The organism is Bartonella sp. AP65SXKL (assembly GCF_042195725.1).
Taxonomy (GTDB): domain Bacteria; phylum Pseudomonadota; class Alphaproteobacteria; order Rhizobiales; family Rhizobiaceae; genus Bartonella.
The window spans coordinates 18,491-38,704 of record NZ_JBHIOW010000011.1; the positions used below are offsets into that span (position 1 = coordinate 18,491).

Annotated in this window: 14 protein-coding genes; 10 read left to right on the forward strand and 4 right to left on the reverse strand. The window is 39.4% G+C overall.

The window, feature by feature from the left end:
* Positions 1-98 precede the first annotated feature (98 nt).
* Both ACFIMP_RS07065 and tsaD read right to left on the reverse strand, forming a co-directional pair.
* On the reverse strand, positions 99-533 hold the full coding sequence (locus ACFIMP_RS07065; RefSeq protein ID WP_375677712.1) for an EVE domain-containing protein: 435 nt from the start codon (positions 531-533) through the stop codon (positions 99-101).
* A 596-nt stretch (positions 534-1,129) separates the two neighbouring features.
* Positions 1,130-2,224: a tRNA (adenosine(37)-N6)-threonylcarbamoyltransferase complex transferase subunit TsaD gene (gene tsaD / locus ACFIMP_RS07070; protein ID WP_375630686.1), complete on the reverse strand. Its 1,095-nt coding sequence runs from the start codon at positions 2,222-2,224 to the stop codon at positions 1,130-1,132.
* 285 nt (positions 2,225-2,509) lie between these two features.
* On the opposite strand from tsaD, the gene ACFIMP_RS07075 reads away from it, so the two are divergent.
* The 4 genes from ACFIMP_RS07075 to ACFIMP_RS07090 all read left to right on the forward strand — a co-directional run bounded on the left by ACFIMP_RS07075 (position 2,510) and on the right by ACFIMP_RS07090 (position 7,940).
* Positions 2,510-3,694: a COG4223 family protein gene (locus ACFIMP_RS07075; protein ID WP_375686173.1), complete on the forward strand. Its 1,185-nt coding sequence runs from the start codon at positions 2,510-2,512 to the stop codon at positions 3,692-3,694.
* Between the two features lie 11 nt (positions 3,695-3,705).
* The gene (locus ACFIMP_RS07080) at positions 3,706-5,265 is read left to right on the forward strand and encodes a heme biosynthesis protein HemY (protein WP_375686174.1); all 1,560 of its coding nucleotides are present in this window, start codon (positions 3,706-3,708) and stop codon (positions 5,263-5,265) included.
* 145 nt (positions 5,266-5,410) lie between these two features.
* Complete coding sequence (locus ACFIMP_RS07085; protein WP_375606037.1) at positions 5,411-6,157, forward strand: glutamine amidotransferase; 747 nt, start codon at positions 5,411-5,413, stop codon at positions 6,155-6,157.
* A gap of 796 nt (positions 6,158-6,953) precedes the next feature.
* A complete protein-coding gene (locus ACFIMP_RS07090) occupies positions 6,954-7,940 on the forward strand; it encodes a DUF2125 domain-containing protein (RefSeq protein ID WP_375686175.1) in 987 nt (328 codons plus the stop codon).
* A 1,186-nt stretch (positions 7,941-9,126) separates the two neighbouring features.
* Here the strand turns inward: ACFIMP_RS07090 and ACFIMP_RS07095 are convergent.
* Complete coding sequence (locus ACFIMP_RS07095) at positions 9,127-13,836, reverse strand: NAD-glutamate dehydrogenase (protein WP_375686176.1); 4,710 nt, start codon at positions 13,834-13,836, stop codon at positions 9,127-9,129.
* Positions 13,837-14,102: 266 nt separating this feature from the next.
* Here ACFIMP_RS07095 and ACFIMP_RS07100 point away from each other — a divergent pair, with 266 nt between their 5' ends.
* The 4 genes from ACFIMP_RS07100 to rpsP all read left to right on the forward strand — a co-directional run bounded on the left by ACFIMP_RS07100 (position 14,103) and on the right by rpsP (position 17,303).
* Positions 14,103-14,759 (forward strand): carbonic anhydrase, encoded by a 657-nt coding sequence (locus ACFIMP_RS07100; RefSeq protein ID WP_375612226.1) that lies wholly within the window; start codon positions 14,103-14,105, stop codon positions 14,757-14,759.
* 230 nt (positions 14,760-14,989) lie between these two features.
* On the forward strand, positions 14,990-16,558 hold the full coding sequence (ffh, locus tag ACFIMP_RS07105) for a signal recognition particle protein (protein ID WP_273790300.1): 1,569 nt from the start codon (positions 14,990-14,992) through the stop codon (positions 16,556-16,558).
* Between the two features lie 24 nt (positions 16,559-16,582).
* A complete protein-coding gene (locus ACFIMP_RS07110; protein ID WP_273790075.1) occupies positions 16,583-16,912 on the forward strand; it encodes a chorismate mutase in 330 nt (109 codons plus the stop codon).
* A 16-nt stretch (positions 16,913-16,928) separates the two neighbouring features.
* Positions 16,929-17,303 carry a 30S ribosomal protein S16 gene (gene rpsP / locus ACFIMP_RS07115; protein WP_273787601.1) on the forward strand — a complete coding sequence of 125 codons (375 nt, stop codon included), beginning with the start codon at positions 16,929-16,931 and terminating at the stop codon, positions 17,301-17,303.
* 134 nt (positions 17,304-17,437) lie between these two features.
* On the opposite strand, the gene ACFIMP_RS07120 is transcribed toward rpsP, so the two are convergent.
* Positions 17,438-17,653 carry a DUF1674 domain-containing protein gene (locus tag ACFIMP_RS07120; RefSeq protein ID WP_273790074.1) on the reverse strand — a complete coding sequence of 72 codons (216 nt, stop codon included), beginning with the start codon at positions 17,651-17,653 and terminating at the stop codon, positions 17,438-17,440.
* An 83-nt stretch (positions 17,654-17,736) separates the two neighbouring features.
* On the opposite strand from ACFIMP_RS07120, the gene htpX reads away from it, so the two are divergent.
* The gene (gene htpX, locus ACFIMP_RS07125) at positions 17,737-18,783 is read left to right on the forward strand and encodes a zinc metalloprotease HtpX (protein WP_375686177.1); all 1,047 of its coding nucleotides are present in this window, start codon (positions 17,737-17,739) and stop codon (positions 18,781-18,783) included.
* A gap of 47 nt (positions 18,784-18,830) precedes the next feature.
* Entirely contained in the window at positions 18,831-20,195 is a 1,365-nt protein-coding gene (locus ACFIMP_RS07130; protein WP_375612722.1) for an RsmB/NOP family class I SAM-dependent RNA methyltransferase, read from the forward strand.
* Positions 20,196-20,214: the final 19 nt, after the last annotated feature.

The following is a 20,214-nucleotide window of genomic DNA, read 5'->3' on the forward strand; positions in this document are numbered from 1 at the left end:
TTTAGCATGAGAATACCTCAACAGAAGGGGGTGTTGAGCTTATTCTTCTGCGCTATGAAGCATCTTTTTATATGAGTTAATGAATAAAAATTATTGTTTTAAGATAAAAGCATTTCCTCCTTAAGGTTGCCCATCAAACAGACTTCTTTCCATTCATCTTCTGTTACGGGTTGCACTGATAAGCGGCTGGCTTTGACCAGCGCCATATTTGCTAGTTTGGGATTGGCTTTAATTTGTTTTAATGAAACAGGTGTTGGCATGTCACAAAGTGCACGGATATCCACACATTCCCAGCGTGGATCAGAGCTTGTAGAATCAGGGTGCGCTTCAGTACATATTTCTACAATTCCTACAATTTCTAAACCTTTATTTGAATGATAAAAAAAACCTTTATCGCCATATTTCATAGCGCGCATATTATTACGGGCTTGATAATTGCGTACACCATCCCATTGTTCGCCATTAACTCCTTTTTTCTTTTGCATCTCCCATGACCATTTATGGGGTTCAGATTTAAAAAGCCAATAAGCCATGAGTTCTCCTTTTTCATAGACTGTTATGCATTTTTATAAGTATCTTTGTAATACCATCAACGATGATTTTTAAAATGGGGTAAAGAACGGCTATTATCTGTTTTTTCTTGTTTCAAAATAACGTGTAGTAGAGAGACGCGCTCTATTGATATTTCATGTTGTATAAAGGTATTTTGCTCTTTGCTTATCCTTTTAGCTATGGTTTGAAATGCGGTCATTATAAGAGTTTGTTGGAAAAAATGAAGAAAATTGGTTCTAAAAAGCTTTAAGATTACAATGGCAATGAAACGAATGAATGGTCAAAGATGAAGAGGTCAACGAATGGCATTCATATTTATGCTTCGTGGGAGAGAGTAGATCTTATTATGCTGTAAAATACTGTCATTTGAAATGTAATGATATAAGGCAGTTTTTTGAAACATGAAGGTTTTCAGAATATGTGGTGAATATTTAGGTTTACGTGTCGAGCTTTGGGTTAAGTGAATTGTGTGAGTGGGAAGCAGGTGGAAGCTGCTCGATAGAGAATTCGGGCTATCTATAGACCGGATTGAGTAGAAATCTTCGTTCTTTAAGGTGTGTGTGGGACGTCAATTTTATTATGCTTTTGTTCCACGGCGTCCCATCCCGATCAAGGGCGCGGCTTTTTCATCTAATGGCCAGCGTGAGCGGGGTGCAATGTCAAGAGAGCTTGTTTCTCCTCGTGCGAGTTTTTGTGCACCGGCAAAAGCAATCATTGCAGCATTATCGGTACACAAGGAAAGAGGAGGGGCTATAAATTCAAAACCATGTTGATGGGCAAGTTCTTGCAACGTAGAGCGAATGGCTTGGTTTGCGGCAACACCGCCTGCGACAACCAAAGCAGGAGAACGCTTTTCTTGATCATGAGAGAGAGGGTATTGGTGGGCAAAGTGTTGTAGGGCTAGGTGAATACGATCATGTACTGTATCGGTCACAGCGGCTTGAAAACTTGCGGCAATGTCAGCAATATCATTTTCTGTAAGAGGAGCTATGGCTGTTGCGGCTTGTCGAACAGCAGTTTTTAGTCCGGAAAAAGAAAAGTCTAACCGTTTTTCACCTTTTAAAGGTCGTGGAAGGGGAATGCGATTTTTATCACCAAATAAAGCTGCTTTTTCAAGTGCTGGTCCACCAGGATAGGGAAGACCTAAAAGTTTTGCAGTTTTATCAAAGGCTTCTCCTAATGCATCATCAATGGTGGTTCCTAAACGTTGGTAGTTGCCTACTCCATGAACAATGATTGTTTGTGTATGACCCCCTGAAACTAAAAGTAATAAATAAGGAAAGCTGACGTTGTGCGTTAACACAGCTGTTAAAGCATGTCCCTCTAAGTGATTTACCGCAATAAATGGTTTGCCAGTGGCAAGAGAGAGTGCTTTTGCGCTCATAACGCCTACCAACAATCCTCCTATCAAACCAGGACCACTGGTGGCTGCAATGCCATCAATATCTTTTAATTTTGTGTTTGCTTCTGTTAGTGCTTGTAGAATTAAATGATCAAGAACTTCAACATGGGCACGAGCAGCAATTTCAGGAACAACACCGCCGTAAGGTGCATGGTGATCAATTTGACTCCAAACAACATTGGAAAGAATTCGGCTGTTTGATTCATTGTTATATTCAATGACAGCTGCTGCCGTTTCATCACAACTTGTTTCTATTCCCAGCAGACGCATTTTAAACAAAACCTTATATGGAAGCTTCTTTCCTGCGTGCGTACCATGAACAGAAAAAGATGCAAAGTATTTCTCTTAGAATTGATATTTCTATTTCTTTGAATTTTATGATATCGTTGATTAAAAAATAAAGCTGTATTTTCGAGTATAAAATGCAAATGTTTTTTAAAAACTTGTCTATTAAAGGCGATACTTGTAAATATTATTGAGAAAAGCTGCGTTTTTAAAACTTTTTTCATTTTATTATTTTATCATTAAAAAAAGTGTGCACGAAAAGTGACAGAGATGGTCGATTCTTCAAAACCAAAAGTTAAACCACATTATGCTGGTACGCGTCGTAAGAAACCAGTTATTGAACATGAAGCTGTTCCCCATGATTCAGAGGAAAAAATCCACAATTCTGTAGAAGCTCATGCGCGAGAAAAACAGAATATGCAAGGTCAGGATAAAAGTACCTCTAGTACAACTTGGCTTTTCTTGTCCCTTTCTGGGATTTTGGGAGGATTCATTGCTTTGGGAATTTTTATGGGGCTTCAATGGGCTGGTTTTTTTCCTTCTCCTTTTGTGGAAAATTCTGCTGGAGGAGAAAAAGCTTTGCAGATTGCTGAAGCCGCAAAAAGTCAAGGTAAAGACACAAAGGAACAATTGAGGCGGGTCTTTCAAGAAATTGATACGTTAAAAACAGAGTTTTCTTCTTTTTCATCACAACAGTTTAAAACAACGAAAAATGATGAACTATCGAAAGAAGAAAGCAAAAAAGCTTTTGCGATTTTAGAGGAAAAAGTAAAAGCTCTTGAAGAAACTGTACAAACTTTTGTTAGAGAGTCGAAAGAGATAGAGACGGCTTTGTCTGTTGGGCTGAGCAATGCAAATGATCTTGCTGCGTTAAAACAACAGTTAGAAGCACTACAAGAAGAAACTGCTGTTAAAAATAGTGAGAAAAGAGAAATAGATACCGCGCTTTTTACTGCAATTAGTTCATTAAAAAATGCTGTAGAGCGTGGTGGATCTTATAATAATGAATTAAAGCTGTTACAACAATTATCGCCTTCGATTAATGGACTTGATGTGTTGCAAAAAACAGCTACTGTGGGCCTTCCAAGTTCAGCACAACTTTCAGTTGATTTTGCTCATGTTGCTGATACAATTGTTGGTACGCAAAATCTTGTTGCGTCAGATGCTGGTTTTTTTGACCGAATTTTAGCGTGGATAAAAGGGCTCATTGTTTCGCGACCGATTGGAAATGTTGAAGGGACAACGCTGGGGGCTATTGCGGCACGCATGGAAGTTGCCATTCAAGCTGGTGATTACGAAAAGGCTTTGAGCGAATGGCAATCATTGCCTCAAAGTGCAAAAGATGTTTCAATGGATTTTGTTAAGCAGCTTGAAAGACATATTGCTATTCAACAGTTGTTGCAGCAATTGTTATTGTCTGTGCAACAAGGATCTTTTAAAGCAACAAAGATGTAAATAGGCCCAAGATGATACGTGTTTTTATTTATATTTTTGTTGTTTGTATCCTCGGTTTAGCTTTCACGTGGGTTGCTAATCACAATGGTATTTTTGTTCTCACATTTTTGCATTTCAGATTTTCTGCTTCATTTCTTACAGTGTTAAGTGTGCTTATTTTGTTTTTTATAACGCTGGTGCTTTTATGGTGGTTATTATCTTTCTTTTTTTCCATACCGAGTGCTCTTTCCAATTATTTTTATAAACGCCATCAAAAGCGTGGTTACGAAGCTCTTTCAAAGGGGATTCTTGCAACTTTTGCTGGTGATAGTATGGTTGCGCAAAAAATGGAAGAACGGGTTGCTAAATATCTTGCAGGAAAACAAGAGCCATTGGTAAAACTCTTACAAGCGCAAACCTTGTCTTTACAAAATGACTCTGTCCGCGCCATCGGTCTTTATGAAGAGATGAGAAAGGAAGATCCGACAAAACTGGTTGGACTTTATGGTTTGTTTCGTGAAGCGATGAAGAGTAAAGCTTATGAGGCGGCGCAACAATATGCCGAAGAGGCACTGACTTTATCGCCAGCACTTTTATGGGCGCATCAGGCGGTGCTTGATCGGTTAAGTACTGAGGGTAAATGGGATAAGGCACTTACTATTTTTGAAAGAACGCAAAAAGCTCTCCCGCGTTCTATTCGCGCGACTCCAGAGCGGCAGCATATACAGGTTTTACTACTAAGTGGGCAGGCACTTTCTTTGTTTGATACACATCCTGTACAAGCACGTGAAGCCATTTTGAAAGCCCATAAATTGGCGCCTGATTTTGTTCCAATAATAGTTATTGCTGCTGATATTCTTTATAAGTTAAATGAAACGCGTAAAGCGGATAAAATGATTATAGCGACTTGGCAAAAGAATCCTCATCCTGATTTGGGAGCGCTTTATCTTGAAAGAGAAGAAGGAGCCATTGGGCGATTGAAAAGGGCTAAGACACTTGCTTCTTATAATAAAGATGCATTTGAGTCGGCTTTCCTTATTGCTAAAGCAGCTTTGGATGCTGGTGAAACAGCATTAGCAAGAGAGAAGGCACAAAAAGCATTACAATGTCATCCACGGGAAAGTGTTTATTTATTGTTGGCAGATATTGAAGAGGCACAGGGAAACAATCAAGGTGCTGTGCGTCAATGGCTTTCTTTAGCACTTCGTGCTGAACGTGATCCAGTGTGGATGTGTGATGGGTCCATTTTTTCTTCTTGGTCAGCGGTTTCTCCAATCAGTGGACGTTTGGGCTGTTTTGAATGGAAGGCGCCTCCCTGTATGCCTTCTCTCACATTAGAGGCGGACAATATTGTGCCGAAAAAGCAAGACAAAGAGTATGTTATGGGAAAAAGTGATGATGTTGAAGATAAGAAGCTGGAAAAATTAACACCTATAGATAATTCTCTTTTGCATAATGTGCAGGTGGAGAAACAAGATATAAAAGAAAAAGATGTAAAAATGTTTAGTCAAACTCACTTAAATGTTGATGATCCAGGGGTTAAAATAGAAGAAGAAACATCTTTATCGAGGAAAAAGTTTCGTTTATTTTAAATTGCACCAATGGATAATATGAGTGTTTTCTTAGAAGAAACAATTGACCTAGAAGAAAAAATATCGTTAGTCTTTTCCAATAAAATTATTCTCTTATGCTTTAAAAATAAAGTTTTGCTTGGTAGCAGAGGTGATTGGTTAAAAAATGTTTTTAAATCAGAGATGTCTTGATAAAAAACAAAAAAATAACAAACCAAGGATTGCTGTCGTTATTCATCGGCGCTCTACCTATACTGGTCGTTTGGGAAAATTTTTACAACAAAATGGTTTTGTTCTTGATATTTATCGTCCTATTTTTGGACAAAAACTCCCTGATACATTAGAGCATTATGCCGGCGTTGTTATTTTAGGGGGACCGATGAGTGTGAATGACAGCGAAGCTTATATTGGTGAGGAAATTGATTGGATTTCGTTATCACTAAAGGAAAATAAGCCTTTTTTGGGTATTTGTCTTGGAGCACAAATGTTAGCGCGAAATCTAGGGGGGCGCGTTGGTACAAGAAGTGATGGGACTGTTGAAGTCGGCTGGTATCCACTAGAAGCAACCCCACAAGGGAAGGAATTGATGAATTGGCCAGAAATGGTCTACCATTTCCATGATGAAGGTATTTATGATTTACCGAAAGAGGCAATGCTTTTGGCAACAGGGAATACATATCCTACACAAGCTTTTCGTTATGGAAACAATGCATGGGGCTTGCAGTTTCATGCTGAATTTACACGCGCTATGATGCGGCGTTTGGTCGTGCGTTCGGCACATAAATTGACTGAAAAAGGTGCTCAACCTGCTTGTGCACATTTGAAAGGTCGTTTAATCTATGATCGAGCTTTGAGCCAATGGTTTGAAAGCGCATTGCACCAGATTTTTTGTACACCGCCCGTACTTGTGTGATTATTGGCAACGCATTGATTTATACAGATAATTCACTGTTTTGCATATTGAATGAGAACCCCGAATATAGTAAGGTTTTCTCATTCCAAACCTGTGTATGTTGACTCAATAAAAACCTCTTGTTTGCATGTCACAAGTAGGGCTGGCGTGTGGGCAAAAACTGTATAAGAAAAGACTAAAAATGCTTCTTATGAACTGTCTTAAGTGCCAAGGGCTGTCGCAAAATTGTGGGGGTAGCCAAATATAATGATGGTGCTGGCTTTGGGGTCTCCATAAGCGTAAAGATGGGGGGCTCAATGGTTTTATCGTTAAGAAACACTATTCATTATCATTTTTGTTGTGCTGTAAAACAGTATGGTTTAAGGCAGAGGTAGAAAATCTATGTAAAACTTTACACATGAGGTGTTTTTTGTTAAAGGGTGTAATAGATTTTTTAAGAAAATCTTGTTTGTTGAGCTTATGAGATACTGTACTTTAGAACGATGTATAGGGACTTCTTGAAGTGATTAGTATATAAAATCCGGTCGATTAAGAAGTTGGATTGTGTATAAACTGACCGTGGTTGGGAATCTTTATCCTTTTTAGGGTGGGGAGGAAGTTAAGAGATAAAGAAAGTTTGAATATTGTCTAAATCCTTTCAAATACCATCATCACAAAAAAGTTTTTCTTTGAGTTATTTAATTTGTGGGCTCTTTTGTCTTACTTTGGTATTTATTTATAGCGCGCTCTGGTTTTTTTTTCACGTAAAATAGAAGACTATGTTTCTGATATATTCACAAAAATATCTTCCCATAATATGGTGGCGGTATGTGAGAATGTGCACAAGGATGGTTATCCTTTACGTGTCGGTGTTGTTTGTGACAAGTTTCAATTTTCTTGGCCTTTACATGGGGTTTCTTTATCGACGGGGCGTTTGACAGCTGGTGCACCAATTTACGCACCTCATTTGGTCGAGTTTAATGTTCATTCTCCTGCATTAATTGTTTTTTCCGGAAAAACTCCCATAGTATCGCATTGGCGCAATTTGGTGATTGAAACAGAGCCTTATTGGAAAACGGGTAAAACATTGAAGTTTATAGCTGAAGGGCTTGAGATTTCATCTTTTTCCTCTTCCCCTGAAGATCAAAAGCTTCAAGAAGCATTAAGAGCACAAACGACAGATAAAAAAACGACACAAGAAAATATTGAAGATCAGGCATCTTTGCAAAATACGCATAACGTGATTATTCAGCCGTTAGAGCCAAAAGAAGCTTCCCAAAAAATAACGGCAGAATTTTTTCGACTTGATCTTAAACATGAAAAGAATGATTTATCGGGACATATAACTTTTGACGGTTTTGATGCTTCTCCTTTTTTAAAATCTTCTTTTGTTGATATTCCTAAAATTGATGGCAATTTGAAATGGGTTTTAAATGATGCTTCGCTTCTGTTTGAAAATGAAGGAAAAAATTGGCAACAGCGACTGTATGGAAAAAGTGGACTTTTAAAGCAAGGTGAATTGACTTTTCATACAGGTGGTGCAGTGCGTATTAGTGGACCTTTTTCTTTTGATGATGAAGGATATTTGACAGCAAAATTTGAACTTGTCCTTATTCAGTCCATGAAGCTTCTTGACACTCTGCAGCGCTTATTTCCCACGCAAACCAATAATCTTCAAGCGTTATTTTTTATTTTAGGTGCTTTGCCTAAAAATGCGGACGGCGCTCCCGTTCTTTCCTTGCTCATTAACAATGGGTGGGTAAAACTGGGATTTTTAAAACTTGGTCGTCTTGCTCCACTTTAGGTGTTGTACCAAAGCCTTTTTTCATTTTTACTACCAAATTTCAACTTTTTCTGATTTTCACACTTTTTTGCAATTTTAGAGTGTCAAAATCTATTTTAACAAAATGCGTATTTAATGGTAAAAAAATAGCTATAAAAATAAAAAATTATCACCTACTCCTAACTCGTCCAACCTCTTTTCACTTAGTGCAAAATCTTATGTCAAACTACATATAGCAACAGTGTTTCTATGGAAAAAGTGGCATTTTAAAGTATGCTGAATTGCCTTTTTATACAGGTGGTGTGGTACTTGTTAGGAACCTTTTTCTTTATATATGGAATGAGCATATTGCATATATCTGTTTGGGTGTAACCTCTTAAAACAAGTAAATAGCCTAGTTGGAGGAAGATATGAAGTTGTAAAGGGGAAAATCAACATCCATCTTTACTGTCATTTTTTATTCGATTTTACGCATTTGTTAAAAAAATAGTTCTCAGTGCTTCCTATTTCACGATGTCGCCTATGAATGGTATAATGATAAAGCCATTAAGCACCATCATCTTTTCGGTTACGGAGTAACAAGCTAGGGGAAAACATCATCATATTTATATTTGCTTATATTTGCTAATTCTCAATCTTACTGCAGCTTTTGGCACTTGAGGCGGTTTATGAGGGGCATTTTTAGTCCTTTCTTTACTGTTTTTATCTATTTGGCTTTCCCATTTGCAATATGCAAGGGGAAATGGGGTTAATTAATTGAATATAAATAGATTTTAAATGAGACAAATTTAGAATATCGGATTATCAGTTATCATAAAAATGATAAAATTATGATTGTAAATCAATATATTATATTTTTATGATGAAGGATATTTGACAGTAAAATTTGAGTTTATTTTTAGTGCTCTGTCTAAAAATGCGGGATAGCGCCTCCGTTCTTTCCTTGCTGCTTCGTCATGGATGGATAGAACGGGGCAAAAGCTTAGCTGTTTTGTACTGCTTTTAAGTCTGAAAGTTTATGTTTTTAGGGTGAGAAATCAATCCTGCTGTTTTTTTGACATTGTTGCAAACAATTCTATTGTGATAAATAGCGAGATTTTTATTTTTGGTGTTATGTTTAAAATGCAAACTCCCGCTCTCTATTTTTGTTGGTTTGTTGTGGTGGTGGGATAGAACGGGAGATTGAGTGGGTCGTTTTGTATTTGCTTTAGGTTTGAAAGCCAATATTTTGAAGTTGAGAAATCAATCCTGCTGCAAAAGTAAAACGAGAAATATTGAGATCATTTTCAATAAGGGCGCTAATGCGGTTTGTAATGTTGTGAATATGATCTTCTTCTGTTTTTTTCCAAGTGTCAAAAGGATCTTTTTTCTTTCCATAATTTTTGAGGATTTTCATAACGATTTGCCGAAAGCTTTCAGAAACATTTTCTTTGGCTTGGCTTAAAGCCATACTATCATAATAATCTACTACAGGAATTATACGACTTGCTTCGTTAATGCGGTTTATACGAATGATTTGCGCAAGTGAAAAGTAGATCTCTGCGGTTTTAATAAGATCACTGTTGCTTTGTTTTGCAATCAAAGAAATATCACAGATTGTTGAAGCAGCTTCCAAGAGAGCTAATTGTTTCGCTAATGCTTTTGGTGCTCCCTCTTCGCTGTAGTGTAATGCTTTTTCTTCAATCTTTTGCTTAATATCGTTGCCGTGAGAATGCATAAGCTCTTTTTCAATAACGCTACGGGCTTGTTTTATTGTTTTTACAATTTCTTCTAATGGACGTGAGAGATCTATGTTGTGCAAACCCCAATTGGTTGTTTCAAAGAGCATTGGGGTCATTGTTGCGTAGAATTTATTTTGGACAAGACCGGGTATTTTATTATCAAGCTTATCAATTTGCTCAGACAATTGAGGAATTTCGAAACCATCGCGGATGGCAATGAAAACGCGAATAATATTTTCAGTCTTTTGTTCTGTTGCATCGTGTAGTCTATTAACAAAAGTGGGGCCTCCACGATTTACAATATCGTTGGCAATCAGCGTTGCGATAATATTACGACGCAATTGATGATTAATAACTTCCTTCTTAAAATTTTCTTGAATTTGGGTTGGAAAATAGTTCAGCAGGGCTGTATTGAAATAGTGATCATCAACAATGGGGCTATTAGCAATTTCTTCTTTTAAGGTCAATTTAGCATAGGCAAAAATAACGGCGAGTTCTGGACGGAGAAGACCTTTGCCTTGGGTTGTTCTTTGTCGTAAAATTTGCTCATCAGGGAGTATTTCAACTCTGCGATCTAGAAGCTTTTTTTGTTCCAAATCGTGCATAAAGCGTATTTGATAGGGCAAATCAGTAGTGCTTTGGTTTTCCGCCAAAGAAAGCGCAAGGGGTTGTAGATAATTGTTGCGCAAGACGAGTTGCTCGACTTGAGGCGTCATTTTTTTCAAGAGCTTATTGCGATCTTCGCGGGTTAACGTTTTGGCACGTAGTGCTGATGCAAGAACAATTTTGAGATTGACCTCAATATCAGAACAATTCACACCAGCAGAATTGTCAATGGCATCCGTATTGCATCGACCACCATTTAAGACATATTCAATCCGTCCACGTTGTGTAACACCAAGATTAGCTCCTTCACCAATAATTTTTGCACGCACTTGTTCTCCGGTAATGCGTATTGCATCATTTGCTCGATCACCTACTTGGGCATCGTTTTCTGTTGCAGCACGGATATAAGTACCAATGCCACCGAACCATAAAAGATCAACAGGGGCTTTGAGAAGAGCAGAGATAATTTCAAAGGGTGTTCCTGTTTGTTTTTCGAAACCAATGGCTTGTGCTGCTTCAGGTGAGAGAGTAATGGTTTTTTCTTTTCGTGAGAAGATGCCACCGCCCTTTGATAATTTGGTTTTATCGTAATCCTGCCAGCTTGAGCGAGGCAGTTTGAAGAGACGTGTACGCTCTACATAGCTTTCGTCTATGTTCGGATCTGGATCAATAAAGATATCGCGGTGATCAAAAGCGGCAATCAATTTTGTTTGTTTGGAAAGCAGCATTCCATTGCCAAAGACATCACCAGACATATCGCCAACACCGACACAGGTGAAGGGCGTTGTTTGAATATCGTAATTAAATGATTCTCTAAAATGTCTTTTGACGGCTTCCCATGCACCTTTAGCTGTAATACCAATGTCTTTGTGGTCGTAACCTGCTGAACCTCCAGAGGCAAAAGCATCATCAAGCCAAAAGTGGTTTGCTTGGCTGATGGCGTTGGCTGTATCAGAAAAAGTTGCTGTTCCTTTGTCCGCCGCAACAACAAAATAGGGGTCAGGGTCATCATGACAGATGACATTGTGGGGAGAACTTATTTTGCCGTTAATCAGATTGTCTGTAATGGAGAGCAAAGCTGTTATAAAGTCTGTATAAGCTTGTCGTGCTGCTTCTATGATGACAGCACGGTCATTTGTTTGGGGAAGCCGATGGGGATAGAATCCACCTTTTGCACCTGCAGGAACGATAACCGCATTTTTAACTTGTTGGGCTTTGACTAAGCTAAGCACTTCGGTGCGGTAATCTAATGCACGGTCAGACCAACGAATGCCGCCACGAGCGATAGGTCCAAAACGCAAATGGACCCCTTCAACTTCTGGTCCATAAACAAAAATTTCTCGGTAAGGGCGCGGTTCAGGCAAACCTTCAATCTGGCGTGGATTTAATTTGGTGGCTAAAATACGCCGTGGACTTCCATCAGGAAGAGGCGTAAAGGCATTCGTTCGTAAACTCGCCTCGATAAGGTTACAATAACGGCGTAAAATGAGATCATCATCTAAACCAGAGACTTTCCGTAATTTTTCTTCAATGCGCTTTTGAATAACTTGTTGGTTTTTTTCTCGTTCTTTTTCTGTATGGCTTTGATGAAATTTTAAATGAAATAAAGCATAAAGATCTTGGGTAATGTCAGGATAAGCATTTAAAGTTTGGGCAACGCGATCTTGCGAATAAGGAATTCCAGCTTGTTGGAGATAGCGCCCATAATGGCGCAAAATAACAATTTCATGCCAATCAAGCTCAGCTGTTTGGGTGAGAGCATTAAAGCCGTCATTATCAGCATTTTGTGCCCAAATGGCTTCAAAGGTTTCGGCGTGTTTTTGACCGTCTTTTTCAAAATCGATACAGCGTTGGAAAGTACTTTCTAGCTGCATATCATGAAGATACACAGAGCGCCCATTGCCATCTGGTAATTCAAGGGTTTGTTCAGCAATAACGCGAAACCCCATATTTTCAAGGAGTGGTACACGTTTGGAAAGGGCAAGTGCTTCATGGCGGTGAAAAAGCCGAAGAGAAATGCACTGTTTTTCTTTGTTTTGTGCGTGATAAAAGATCACGAAAAGGGGCTTTTCATCATGAAGACTTAGAATATGTCCGGCATCGTTAATAGCGTTTTCAGCTGAAAATAAATCACGATAGCTGTTGGGGAATTCACTGGCTAGACGTGTTTGTTGCTCTGTTATTTTCTTGTTAAGAGCGATGGCTTGAACCCTGTCTTCCCAACTTCGTGCAATCGAACGTACATGTTGTTCAAGTGTGGAGCGCTCGTGAAGGGGAACAGTTTCGTTTCCTTTGCGATGGATGATATAATAGACACGTATAAGGGTACTTTCCAAAAATAGCGGATAAGATTCAAAAAAGTCACCTTTATAAAGCTCTACAAAATGTTCGCCAACTTTTTCACGCAGGCTGCTGCTATATTGGTCACGCGGTACGTAGACAAGGATAGAAACAAAGCGTCCAAAAGAATCAGTGTGGGCAAGAACCCGTAAACGTGGGCGTTCATCTAATTGTAGAATAAGCTTAGTGTTTTCTGTCAATGTATCAACATCAGAGCGAAACATTTCATCTCTTGGATAGGTTTCTAAAGCACTGATGAGTGCTTTACCTGAATAATCGGCGTGATTGTGTCCAAGACGTTGAATAATAGTTCGGGCTTTTTCTTTTAAGAAAGGAATTTGCAAAATAGAACGTGTATAAGCTGAGGAGGTAAAAAGCCCTACAATGCGTAATTCTCCACAGAGTTGGTTTTCTTTATCAAAGATTTTAAGACCAATATAATCGAGCCAAACAGAACGGTGAATTTTGGAGCGGCTGTTCGCTTTTGTCACGATAAACAGATTATCGCTTTCCATGAAGGATAAAACTTCTTGAGGAGGTTCTTTCATGCTTTTATCGTCAACAATATGAATAGAAGCATCCGTGAGTATACCAAGCTCAATATTACTCGCTGTAAAGGATTTTAGGGGTTTTTGGTCTTTGATGAAGTTGTAAGTGCGCATACCAAGGAAAATGAAATTATCATCCATTAGCCAGTGAAGAAATTCAATAGCTTTTTCGCCTTCTTGTTTGTAGTGTGGGGGAAGACTTATTTGGTAGGCATGAATCTGCTTTTCAACTTCTTCAAGCATAGGTTTCCAGTCTTGTACAGCAGCATTAACCTGTTCAAGAACTAAGGTGAGTTCATTTTCAAGTTTTTGTATTTGCTGTTTGTTTAATGACTCGATGTGAATTTGCATCAGACTGATGCGTTTTCCAGAAGCACAATCAATAATGGGGTGTGCAATCAAATAGATATGGTTTTTGTGTTGATTAAAAACATTTAAAATAGAATCGAGAAGGAAGGGTTTGTTATCATTGACAAGCGTGATAACGGTTATAGGTCTGTTACTACGGGTTAAATTTTGCTCAAAGCAGATGGTATTTTTTCCCGTCTGATGGAGATTAAAAGCTTTTACCGCGATGGCTGTGGCTTTTTGAAGTTCTTCATTTTCATAATAAGCAATATCTTCTTTATCGGTTTGGGCAAAAAGGATTTGTTCTATTTTATCTTGGGTGTTTTTTGTCTCTGTTTTTTTTTGTTGCAACACATTCACTCTCCCTTTTTGCTCTTAAGGGGTCTTTATTAAAAGCAGACCATTATATTTTTTATATACTGTAACACCTTCTTTCTAAAGAAAATAGCTCTTTATTTGGAAAGAATGAGTTTGTTTTTGCTATTTTTTAGTAATATTTTGTACTTTAAAGAAATATTTTGCTTCAAGGAAAGGGCGCTTTTAGTATTTTTGTATGTTAATAGTTTGTTTTTTAAAATATACAAAATGAAAGTAAAAAAAGAAGCAAAAGTAAAGAGAGAATGGCGCATTTACCAGAAAGACTTTTAAGTGGTTACCAAAACTTTATAAACAATCATTTTTTATATAAAATAGCAGATTATCAGCAATTGGCGATTGAGGGGCAGAAACCTGAAGTTTTGGTCATTGCTTGTTGTGATTCGCGTGCAGTACCAGAAATGATTTTTGATGCTAAGCCAGGGGAAATTTTCACTCTGCGCAACGTGGCGAATGTGGTTCCTCCTTTTTCTCCTGATGACCAATATCACGCAACATCAGCAGCTCTTGAATATGCTGTGCAATTGCTTGAGGTGAGACATATTGTCGTTTTTGGTCATGCCCATTGTGGAGGCATTCGTACTGCTCTTAATGAGACATATAAATCTTTATTATCAAATGATTTTATCGGTCAATGGATAAGTCTTTTAGCACCAGCAGCAGAAATCGTTTTGAATAATAAGTCGTTGTCTTGGCCAGAAAAACAGACGGCATTAGAGCAGCTTTCTATTCGCCATTCGTTGAGAAATTTAGAGACGTTTCCGTGGATAAAGCTTCGCAAAGATCAAGGTTTTTTGACATTGCATGGTGTTTGGTTTGATATCTCTAGCGGAAAATTATGGAGCATGGAACAGGAAACAGGTTGTTTTATGCGTGTTGAAGTTGAAAGTTTTGAAGTATAGTATTTGTTGTTTTTATTTCTTCGTATAAAAAGATATTTTATGATAAAACTTGACAAAGCTGGGGTTTTATTGTTTGAAGGAGCAAGCTTTCAGTGACAAAATTAACTTGGAGCCACCGACTGAGACCCCAGTTTAAGGGTATAAAGAGATCTCAGAGGTCAACATCCGACGGCGCGATGCGTTCTCGGATGCTATTTTGGTTTGTTTGTTATGCAACAATGAGGTAAATGATGTTTGAATCCTTGCAAGAGCGACTTGGTTCTATCCTGTCTCATTTGACGGGACGTGGCGCTTTATCGGATCAGGATGTTGTAGAGGCGCTGCGTGAAATTCGTCGCGCTTTATTGGAAGCTGATGTTGCTCTTGATGTTGTGCGCTCTTTTACCGATAGAGTTCGGGAAAAAGCTGTTGGGGCCGAAATCGTTAAATCAATTAAACCAGGCCAAATGGTGGTTAAAATTGTTCATGATGAATTGGTTCATATTCTTGGAAATGAAAGCGTTCTGAGTGATTTAAATGCACCAGCTCCAGTTGTTATCATGATGACTGGTTTGCAAGGTTCGGGAAAAACAACCACAACAGCAAAGCTTGCAAAACGTTTTACTGATAAGCACAATAAAAAAGTTCTCATGGCGTCATTAGATACACGCCGTCCCGCTGCACAGGAGCAATTGCGCCAATTGGGAGAACAGGCAAAACTTGCAAGCTTGCCTATTATTGCGGGTCAGCTGCCTGTTGATATTGCATCACGTGCCGTACAGGCTGCTAAATTGGGTGGTTATGACGTGCTTCTTCTTGACACAGCAGGACGTAATCATATTGATGAAGCTTTGATGCTCGAATTGGCTGAAATTAAAGCATGTTCCCTTCCTCATGAGATTATGTTGGTGGCTGATAGTTTGACGGGGCAAGATGCCGTTCATCTTGCTCGTTCTTTTGATGAGCGTGTAGGGATTACGGGGATTATTTTAACACGGATGGATAGTGATGGGCGTGGTGGCGCTGCTCTTTCTATGCGTGCTGTTACAGGTAAACCAATTAAAGCAATTGGAACTGGTGAAAAAATAGATGCTTTAGAAGAATTTCATCCCAGTCGTATTGCTGATCGTATTCTCGGAATGGGGGATATTGTTTCTTTGGTTGAAAAAGCTGCTGAAACAATGGATCACGAGAAAGCTGCTGCTTTTGCAAAAAAAATGCAAGCTGGAAAATTTGATCTGAATGATCTTGCAGAACAGTTGCAGAAAATGAAAAAACTGGGTGGAATGGGCGGTATTATGGGCATGTTGCCAGGAATGGGGAAGGTCAAAGAGCAGATTGCGGCTGCGGGGTTTGATGATCGTTTGTTTGATCGTCAATTGGCCATTATTTCATCTATGACACCCAAAGAGCGGGCGAATCCAGAGCTTTTAAAACATAGCCGCAAACAACGAATTGCTAAGGGGTCTGGTACGACAGCGGCTGATATTAATAAACTTTTGAAGATGTATCGCCAAATGGCTGATATGATGAAAGCCATGGGTGGTAAAGGAAAAAGTGGTTTTATGGGAAAGATGTTGGGAGGCCTTGGTTCCAAAATGGGTTTTGGTGGTATGGGAAACTTGGGAGGGGATTCTCCAGCTATGCCGGATTTGTCGGGATTGGATCCAAAGCAATTCTCAACGCTTCAAAAGCAAATTGAAAATGGTAATGGAGGGAAGCTCTTGCCCGGACTTCCTAAGCGTGGACCTACATTTCCTGGTCTTTCCAATGGCATTGTCGATGGGGGAAATTTTCCTCAGCATCCTAAGAAAAAATAAGATGTAAAGAGGGAAAGGAATATAATGCAGGAAACAGTATTAAACGAATTGGCACATTTACGAGCATCCATTGATAATTTTGATGCAACTTTGATTCATATCTTAGCAGAGCGGTTTCGTTGTACGAAAGCTGTTGGGCGCTTAAAAGCGCGTTATGATTTACCTAAAGTAGATCCTCTGCGTGAGCAATATCAGGTAGCGCGTTTGCGGCAATTGGCTATGGATAGTGATCTTGATCCTGATTTTGCTGAAAGATTTTTAAAATTTATTATTAAAGAAGTTGTGAGTCATCATGAAGTTATTGCTGAAGAGCAAAAAACAAAAAAAGTCAATTTAAACGAAAGCCAGAGCTGACAATAGGAGATAAAATATGGCATTGAAAATTCGTTTGTCCCGTGGAGGTTCAAAAAAACGTCCTTACTATCATATCGTCGTTGCAGATGTTCGTAGTCCGCGCGATGGGCGGTTTCTTGAACGTGTTGGTGCATGGGATCCAATGTTGCCTAAAGATGGACCGAGGGTGAAACTTAATGAAGAACGTATCCAATATTGGCTTGGGCAAGGGGCTCAACCAACAGATCGCGTTTTACGGTTTTTAGATGCAGCTGGCTTGAAAAAGCGTCCAACTCGTAATAATCCACATAAAGGTGAACCGGGTAAAAAAGCACAAGAACGTATAGCAGCAGCAAAGCAAGCAGCAGAAGAAGCAGCGGCAGCGGCTGAAGCAGAATCTGCTTCAGCATAAGAAGCATGATTGTTTAATCAATGTGTTTTTAAAAGCTTTAGAAAAATAAATATTATCCGTTTTTGTCTATCAAAAACGGATTTTCATTAAAAAGCTGCTTGTTTAAATTGCGCCGTTTTTTTAAATCAATGGTTTTAAAAATCAATGGCGCGGCCTTTAATTTCCCAGTCTCCATAGCGGGAAGGGTCTTTGCCGCCGCGTCCGCCGTTTTCTAAAGGTTGTTCCTTTTTTGCTGCGCGTTTTCGTCTTTCTTCAGCTTCTTTAAGGGCGCGTTGTGCTGCGGGAGAAAGAGATTGCTGTTTAACGACAGTTGCATTTTTTTTGCTTGTTTTCTCATCTTTTTTATTCATTTTACACCTATTCCATTGAAGAAGCAGAAAGAAAACACCATCATATAGTATTGATTGACTTTTATCATGGAGTTTTTTGAGTAATGAATATAATGCGTACAGCTATGCTTTTGGCTTTTTTAACTGCTCTCTTTATGGGAGTTGGTTATCTTGTTGGAGGGGGCGGTGGCATGGTCATTGCTCTTTTGATGGCAAGTGGTTTAAACTTTTTTTCTTATTGGAATTCAGATAAAATCGTTTTACGCATGTACGGGGCGCGTGAAGTTGATCAGCATTCAGCACCAGTTTATTATAAGATTGTAAGCGATTTAGCACAAAAGGCTTCTCTTCCTCAACCAAAGGTTTATGTTATTGAGAATGCACAGCCAAATGCTTTTGCAACGGGACGTAATCCGCAAAATGCAGCTGTTGCTGCAAGTACTGGGTTGTTAGAGCGGTTAAGCGCTGAGGAAATTGCCGGCGTTATGGCGCATGAGCTCGCACATATTGAGCATCGTGATACGTTAACAATGACTCTAACCGCAACGATTGCAGGGGCAATTTCAATGCTTGGTAATTTTGCTTTCTTTATGGGAGGACAGCGTAATTCTTCAGAAGATTCTCATGGCGCTGGGGCAATTGGAGGATTTATTGCATTGCTCGTGGCGCCTTTTGCAGCGATGCTGGTGCAAATGGCGATTAGCCGTACACGGGAATATGCTGCGGATCGTAGAGGGGCTGAAATATGTGGTAATCCTTTATGGTTGGCTTCGGCATTGCGTAAGATTGCTGATGGGGGACGTGGGGTATATAATGAAGAAGCAGAGCATAATCCAGCAACCGCGCATCTGTTTATTATTAATCCTTTGAGCGGTGAGGGAGCGGATAGTCTTTTTTCGACACATCCAGCAACTGCAAATCGTATCGCTGCTCTTTATCAGCAAGCAGAAGAGATGAAAGGGGCTCTTGCCAAAAGTGTGGGATGGAATAAAGAAGACGCTATACATGAAAAAAGCAGCGGGATGAACTATGGAGATTTTCATAGTGGTCAGGCTCATGCATTAGGTGAGCAAGAAAATAGTTCTTTTCAGCGTGTTACAAAACGTCCTTCTTGGCTTCGTTATGAAAATTCAAAAAGATCTCGTTCATAGAATTATTGAGAGAGCTCTTGAGAAAACTGTGATATAAAGGTGGTGTTTTGAAACACAAAAAAGCGGGGCATGTGTCTGAAAAAAATGTTCCAGGATTAGCTGTTCGACAGGTGTGTGTGCGTCTTTTGGGGGCGGTAGTTGATAAGTACACGCCTCTGTCTGGTTTGACGGATAATGAACACGGACATCCACAATATTTGAAGCTTTCACAACGAGATCGTTTGTTATGTCGGGCTATTTTAACAGCTTCATTGCGTCATCGAGGGCAGATTATGGCGGCTCTCTCACGCTTTTTGGCGCGTCCTTTGCCTTCACAAGCACTTTCACTTCAGCATCTTTTGCATATCAGTGTTGCACAAATTCTTTATCTTGATATTCCCGATCATGCGGCTATTGATTTAGCTGTGCGTGTGGCGAAACTTGATCCTCGAATGCGCCGTTTTTCAGGGGTGGTGAATGCTCTTTTGCGCAATGTTGCACGTGAGGCAGAGCCTTTACGCCAACAAGTTCCTACCATTGAAGGTGTGCCAGCGTGGTTTGGACAGCTTTTAATATCAGCTTATGGAACAGAAAAGGTACATCAGATTATCGCAATTCAAAGTGTGGAACCTCCTTTCGATTTGACAGTGAAATCTGATAGTGGTGGATGGGCTGAAAGGCTTGGCGGTGTGGTATTGCCCAATGGTTCTGTTCGATTAAAGCGTCTGGAGTGTTCTGTTTCTGATTTACCAGGCTATCGTGAAGGGTCTTGGTGGGTCCAAGATTTTGCAGCAGCTTTGCCTGCTTGTTTACTTGGGAGTATTGAGGGTAAACGCGTTGCTGATCTTTGTGCGAGCCCTGGAGGAAAAACAGCACAATTGGCTTTGCAAGGGGCTGAGGTGACTGCAATTGAGCTTTCTGCTAACCGCATAAAGCGTTTAAAAGAAAATATGGAACGGCTTCATTTTTCAGTTCATATTTGGCAGGGCGATGTGAAAAATTTCCATTCAACACAGCTTTTTGATGCGGTTCTTCTTGATGCTCCTTGTTCTTCTACAGGAACAATCCGTCGTCATCCAGATATTTTATGGACGAAATCGAGGGAAGATATCGTCAAGTTAGCGGCGTTGCAATATGATTTGCTTGTCGCAGCAATTTCTTTGGTGAAGGAGGGGGGGCGGATTGTTTTTTCCAATTGTTCATTGGCAAGAGAAGAAGGTGAAGATCTTATTGAGAAAATTTTATCGATACGCAATGACATTGTTTTAGACCCTATTTATCCAGAGGAAATGGGAGCACTGGAACATTTGCTTTGTGGGGGGATGTTACGGACAACGCCTGCGGATTTTTGTCATAAAAATTTTGATGCTGAGAAAACCGTATTTTTAGGAATGGATGGTTTTTTCGCTGCGCGCTTACGAAAAATTGCTTAATTAACGCTTCATTTACAAA